A 6405-nucleotide genomic window follows, 5' to 3' on the forward strand; every position below is an offset into this window, starting at 1 on the left:
AGATCGACTGCACCACGAAGGTCACGAAGGATACGAAGGTTTCGGAAAATTATGACTCCGAACTTCGTGCTCTTCGTGTCCTTCGTGGTGAAAGGTCTTTTCAATCGTTGGCGTGCGCCGCGAACGTCGCTGAGTCTTCGTTGGTAATCTGCAAACGAAAGCCGCTTGGTTCTCTGAAATAAGTTCCCAACTGATCGTCGCGCCGGCCTTCGCGCTCGCCGTGATCGTCGCGCTCTTCGATGCCCGCGGCATGAAGTTTTTCGACGATGGCGTGGAAGTTGTCGTTGGTTACGTTGAGCGCGAAGTGGCGGCCGCGCCAGGTTGCTTTGGTCACCTCGCTCAGCTCGCTCACTTGATTGAGAATCACGCACTGCCCCGACGGCACCGTCAGCGACACTATGCCGCTCTTCGCTTCCTGCACCGTGCAGTTGAGAAATTTCTGATAGAACGCCGTGCTCGCCGTCAAATCCGTGGCGTCGAAGTGCAGATGATGAAGCCGCGTCTTGGCGATGCCGGCAACTTTGGCGATCTCAAAAAAGTTGCCTTCGGAGTCTTGAAACACCAAGCCGTCGTTCCAACAGCAGCCCAAAGCGCTTTCCAAACTGATCTCGCGCGTGAACACGCCGGCGGCGCGGATCTTCGCCACCATGGCGTCATACTCGCCGACCGGCACTTCGAAGGAGTGGCGCGGATAGGAGGTGGCGCTGTCGCGCGGGGGCAACTTATTTTTACCTTGGGAAAATAGCCCGACGTGATTCTCGCCGAGCTTCATGAAAATGCGCGTCATACCCGGCGCGTTTTGGGTTTTCAACGTGCGCGCGCCCAACACTTCGGTATAAAATTTCTCCGCCCGGTCGGGCTCCATCACCGCGACCACGAAATGATCGAGATGATGGACATCGCCATGGGCTTTTGCATTACCGCTCATATACACGTCTCCTTCTCCAAACTTATTTTGGTTGTAATGACTGCTTCGCTTCCGCCTCGGGAAAAACCACGATGCGCTCTTTCGGCAAATGGACCGTCACCGCACCCGCCGCCTTGGCGTCGTCAGGCAAACTCTTGACATTGACGATGGTCGCGCCGATCTTTACTTCGCTCATGCAATGATCGCCGAGAAAAAATGAAGTGACGACATTTCCCGCCAGACAGTTTTGCTGATCAACTGACGCCGCGATTAATTTGACATCTTCCGGACGAATGCCGACCACCACGCCACCTTCATACTGCCGCGGCGCGGCGATGACAAGCGCGCCGATCTCGGTATCGACCCGGCCGTCGGCCAGCACTTTACCGTGTAACCAATTGATCGAACCGAAAAACTCGGCGATCTGCGAATTCGCCGGCGCGCGGTAAAGCTCGTAAGGATTGCCGATCTGGAGAATCTCGCCGTGGGCCATCACCGCGATGCGGTCGGCGAGCACCATCGCTTCCACTTGATCGTGGGTCACGTAGAGCGCCGTGATGCCCAGTCGCGTGGCGAGTTTCTTGATGTTAGTGCGCACCTCTTCGCGCAAGCGCGCGTCCAAATTGCTCAGCGGCTCGTCCATTAATAGTAATGCCGGATTGACCGCCAAGGCGCGCGCCAACGCCACTCGCTGCTGCTGTCCGCCGCTCAACAAGCGCGCCGGCCGGTTTTCGAAATCGTCCAACTGCACCAAACCGAGCGCGTAGCGAATCCGCTCCTGCGCCTCGCTCTTGGAGAGACGTAAGCGCCCATGAGTTAAGACCAAGCCAATATTTTCCGCGACGGTGAGATGGGGCCAAATCGCATAAGACTGAAACACCATGCCGATGCCGCGCGCTTCGGGCGGCTCGGCGATGCGCCGGCTCGTCGAGAAAACGATTTTGCCGTCCAGCGAGATTTCGCCGCCGTCGGGTTTTTCCAAGCCGGCGACGCTGCGCAAAAGCGTCGTCTTCCCCGAACCGCTGGGACCGAGCAAGACGAAAAATTCACCGCGCGCCACTTCGAGGCCGATGCCTTGCAGCGCGGCTACGGCGTGATCGCCGGATTGAAAATTTTTGCGCAGGCCGGTGATTGAGATCACGAAGCCTCCGTGAAGCGGCTGCGCCGGCCGAAGTAAAGATAGAGAATCACCGCCGGCAACATGAAGACGAGCACGACTAAATTCGCCGCCGCCGCTTGATTGAGACTACCGCCCAGCCACAAACCCCAAACGATCATCGGCAACGTTACGTTGCCTTGGCTAGTGACAAGAACCGAAGCCATGGTCAGCTCGCGAAAGCACAGAAGCGCCATCCACAGCCAAGCGTAGACCAACGCCGGCCGGAGCAGCGGTAAGAGAATTTTGCGCATCACTTGCCAGAGCGGCAGACCCCCGACAAACGCCGCCTCTTCCAACTCGGGATGAATTTGCGCCAGCGAATTGTTGATGATGCGGGTGGCGAAGCTGATCCGGCTGATGGTGTAAACGATGATCAAGATCGCCAAGCTGCCGTAGAGCGAGACCACGTCGCGCAACAAAAACAGCGACGCGAACACCGCGGCGATGGCGAGAATCAAATGCGGCACGGCGTGGGGCAAAAACGCCACGGCGTCGAAGCTGACGCGCCACTTGAGTCCCGAACGCAGCACCGTCCAAGAGATCGCCAAGCATATGAAAAGCGTTATCGTCGGCACGGTCACCATCAGCACCATGGTATTCCAAGCGCCGTGGAAAAGCAGATTCCACGGCAGACCGTAAAAATTTTTCAGCGACACCTGTTCCAGCGCCGCCCAAGAAGGCGGCTGGAAATAGCGCAAGAGCGACGCCCAGATGAGCAACAAGAACGGCAACAGCTTGGCGACGGTAAAATAAGCGCCGAGAAACAGCCAAGCGAACAGCCAGCCGCGCCGGCCCAATTCCACCAGCCGCGGCCGATAACCCTTGCCGGTCACCACGGCGTAGCGATGGGAAAACTTTAGCGTGCGAAAATAGCCCCAGCTCAAGAGCAGCGCCAGGACCACGAGCAGACTGCTCACCGCGCCGGCCATGCCGTAGCTAGGCAACTCTTCCTGGGGCTGAATTTTGTAGAAAATGAAAGTAGAAAAAGTAAAAATTTTGTTCGACATGCCGATGATCGCCGGCACTTCGAAGGACGACAGACCGATGGTGAAAATATAAATCGCCGCGGCGATGATGCCGGGAAAAGTCAGCGGCAAGGTGACATAGCGCAGCGTGCGCAGGATGCCCAAGCCGTGCACCCGCGCCGCTTCTTCGAGCGCCGGGTCCATGCTGCGATAGGTGGCGACGATCATGATGAAGGCGATGGAAGACAACCCTAAACCTTCGACCCAACCCATGCCGACCAACGAAGCGATGTTGAACGGCGCCTGGTCCAAATTAAAAAGTTCGATGAAAAATTTATTGACGATGCCGATGCGCGGATGGAGCAGGAACACCCAGCCCATGGAGGTAAAAAACGTCGGCACCAGAGCGCCGATGGTGGCAAGAGCGAAGATTAAATTTTTGCCGGGCAAGTCCGTGCGCTCGACCAACCACGCCATCGGCACGGCGAAAAACAACGCGATCAAAACCGTCGTCGAAGCGAAGCCGAGTGTGTTGAGCAGCGTGCGATAGGTAGAGCCGTCGGTGAACAGCGCGCGATAATGCTTCAGCGTGTAAACCACCGGATCGCCCGGATTGCCCTGCCAAAACCCCATCCAGAAGATGATCAGCAGAAACGCCAGCACCGGCAGCAGACTGGCTACCGATATGGCGACGAATAACCAGCGGCCTTTCAAGATCGGACTCCAATTGGAGTGGTGGGTCTTAAAGGCATCACTCCATTACTCCACCTCTCCAGCACTCCAATCCGCTAATTCCCCGCTAAAATCTTCTGGAACTTCTGCCGGATGCGCGAATGCTCCTCGGCGTTCTTCACCACATCCGCCACCGAATAGGCGGTGAACTTGACGCCGCGCTTTTCCTGGGCGGCCACGAACTGATTCATTTGCGTGCCTTTGACCAGATGGGAACTGCTGCGCTCGGTGTTGTAGAGAATGTCTTGGCCCTCTTTGCTCAGTAACAATGCCGCCAACAAAGTCGCCGCGTTAGGATTGCGCGCGTTGGTCGGCACGGTCACGTACCAGTAGGACAAAATCCCAGCGTCGCGAAAAACTTGGCCGTCCACCGGCCCGCCCTTTTCTTTCGCTTCCTGGGGCGCGGCGAGATCGCAGTTGAAAACCAACATGGCGAATTCACCGGCGGCGATGCGATCGTCTTCGCCGCACCGGATCAGGCCGGTGACTTGCTTGACGAATTTTTCTAGGAACGCCGTGGTCTTGTCTTCGCCCCAGATCATCGACAAGCGATCGAAGGATGCCGCGTACGGTGTCGAAGCGATCTTGCCTTTCCATTTGGGATTGAGCACGTCTTCGACACGCTGGGGAATGTCTTTGCCGACGACCATTTTGGAATTGTAAGTGAAGCCCGGCGTGCGCGTCGTCACGATCAATACCTTGTTGTCGAAATCGATCATCGCCGGCGTGATATGGTTGAAAGTCTTGCTCCACTCGACGCTCTTGAGCGACATGCGCGCGACGTGATTTTCCGAACCGACGTAGAGATCGGTGGACGACGGCTGTCCGGCTTTCGCCTCTTGAATGATCCGACTGGCAAACTGCGGCATCGCCGGGCCGGGCGTGTACTTGAACTGCAAGTTCAGACCGTAGGTTTTGTTGAACGCCTTTTCCAGCGTCGCCGCCCCTTCGATGCCGCCCATGGTACCGGTGCCCCAGCTGAGAATTAGCTGGGCTTCTTTTTTCGCGCCTTCGATCAACTGCGCCCTGGTCTGGGCAAATGAATCGTTAGACATCAATACCATCGCGATCGAAAACCACAACAAAATGCGCTGAACTATCTTCATAACCAACCCTCGTTTATACCTGCTGACCGTTTTCCCGAGTAGCGACCAAGGGTCGCATATCGAGGGATTCCTAAAGCTCCATCTGCTTTCCCAAGCCGCGCTTGAGCGCTTCCTCGTACAACCATGCGGCGATCGCCATATCGCCGTAGCCGCCTTGGGATTCGCGAAATATATTGATCTCGTCGCGGCTAGCGCGGCCGACAGCCTGGCCGATGATCACATCGCCAAGCTCCGGCACGCGGCTCCAGGAAAGTTTACCTTCGGTGACCAGCTCGACCAACGGCAGTGCCGCCGACTTATCCGAATACTCGCGCTCTTGTTCCTGGCTGCCGACCACGGTGCGCGCGGCTTTGAGATGCAACTCGCGGCTGATTTCCGTCGGCTTGCCCATGCTGCTCACATGGGTGCCCGCTTCGACCCAGTCGGCGGGAAAGATCGGCGTCAGCGAATTAGTCGCGGTGAGAATCACATCCATGCCGCGCACCGCTTGCTCAGCGCTGTCGACGCCGCGCACGCTAATGCCGAGCAACTGTTCGCCCTCGGCGCAAAACTTTTTTCTGCGCTCGGGATCGCGGCTCGACACATAAATTTCGCTAATCGGCCGCACCGTCTGAAGCGCCTTGAGAATTCCGAAAGCATTGCGGCCGACGCCAAACAAACCGAGCTTCTTAGAATCCTCCCGCGCCATATGCTTGGCCGCGATGGCCACGACAGCGGCAGTTCTTAACGTGCCAAAGGGAAAACCCATGAACGACAGCAGCGCGCCGCTATCGGCATCGAAGAGCGTCGCATACATTTTGTCGCCGCCGCCAAGACCGCTGTTAGGCCCCAGACGCACGCCGACGCGGCGCTGTTTGAGCACGGCGCCCGAGACGATACGCAAGGTTTTGCTCGGTCCAACGGTAATGTTGTACGGCGCATGGGCCACGATCTGCCCCGCTGCCTGTTGCCGATGGGCATCCTCAATCAACTCGATGGCCTTGGCGAGATCGATCAGCGGTTTCAATTCATCGCGACTTAGTAACAACGCCATTCCACTCTCCGATAGCGCAGAAATTTCATGTTAATTCATAGTGCAACATAGAGCATGACTGATCCGCATCTTATGCTTCCTTCTCTCTCCCAAAGGGAGAGGGTTGTCGGTCGGCAACTCACAATAAATTTATTTCGCCACCGCCAACTCGTGAGGCCGTTTACCGAGCCGCCGTCCGCCATTCTTGGTGACAACAACAGTGTCGCCCCACTGACAAATATATTGGCCGTCCGCCGAAATCGCCGACGGCTTGCAGATGAAAACCATGTTCTCACGCATCGCCACCGCCAACTGGCGCGGGCTTTTCGCGTGCGGCGTGATGATCGGCCCATCGTCGCCCTGACCACGGCCATGCTGTTGTAGCAAGGTGATTATGTCAGGGGTTAACGGCAACGTAATTATGTCAGGGTGGAAGGATGACAACCCTGACAATGAAAGACGAGAAACGACTAGACGTAATTCAACGAGTATATCGCAGCGAGATCACCGTGGTTGAGGCCGCA

General features: G+C 57.0%; 6 protein-coding genes. All 6 read right to left on the reverse strand.

The window, feature by feature from the left end; genetic code table 11:
- Positions 1-100: 100 nt before the first annotated feature.
- On the reverse strand, positions 101-928 hold the full coding sequence (locus EXR70_15655; GenBank protein MSP39923.1) for a hypothetical protein: 828 nt from the start codon (positions 926-928) through the stop codon (positions 101-103).
- 22 nt (positions 929-950) lie between these two features.
- Positions 951-2048, reverse strand: coding sequence for an ABC transporter ATP-binding protein (locus EXR70_15660; GenBank protein MSP39924.1), 1098 nt, complete (start codon positions 2046-2048; stop codon positions 951-953).
- A complete protein-coding gene (locus EXR70_15665; protein ID MSP39925.1) occupies positions 2045-3745 on the reverse strand; it encodes an iron ABC transporter permease in 1701 nt (566 codons plus the stop codon). The genes EXR70_15660 and EXR70_15665 overlap by 4 nt, the downstream gene beginning before the upstream one ends.
- A gap of 74 nt (positions 3746-3819) precedes the next feature.
- Complete coding sequence (locus EXR70_15670; protein MSP39926.1) at positions 3820-4869, reverse strand: hypothetical protein; 1050 nt, start codon at positions 4867-4869, stop codon at positions 3820-3822.
- Between the two features lie 70 nt (positions 4870-4939).
- Entirely contained in the window at positions 4940-5902 is a 963-nt protein-coding gene (locus EXR70_15675) for an ornithine cyclodeaminase family protein (GenBank protein MSP39927.1), read from the reverse strand.
- Between the two features lie 129 nt (positions 5903-6031).
- Positions 6032-6268 (reverse strand): hypothetical protein, encoded by a 237-nt coding sequence (locus EXR70_15680; GenBank protein ID MSP39928.1) that lies wholly within the window; start codon positions 6266-6268, stop codon positions 6032-6034.
- Positions 6269-6405 lie beyond the last annotated feature (137 nt).

This window comes from Deltaproteobacteria bacterium (assembly GCA_009692615.1).
Lineage (GTDB): Bacteria > Desulfobacterota > Binatia > UBA9968 > UBA9968 > DP-20.

Coding starts and splice junctions, on each gene's coding strand:
- EXR70_15670 (MSP39926.1), bottom strand. CDS start 4,869: ATGAAGATAGTTCAGCGCATTTTGTTGTGGTTTTCGATCGCGATGGTA.
- EXR70_15675 (MSP39927.1), bottom strand. CDS start 5,902: ATGGCGTTGTTACTAAGTCGCGATGAATTGAAACCGCTGATCGATCTC.
- EXR70_15655 (MSP39923.1), bottom strand. CDS start 928: ATGAGCGGTAATGCAAAAGCCCATGGCGATGTCCATCATCTCGATCAT.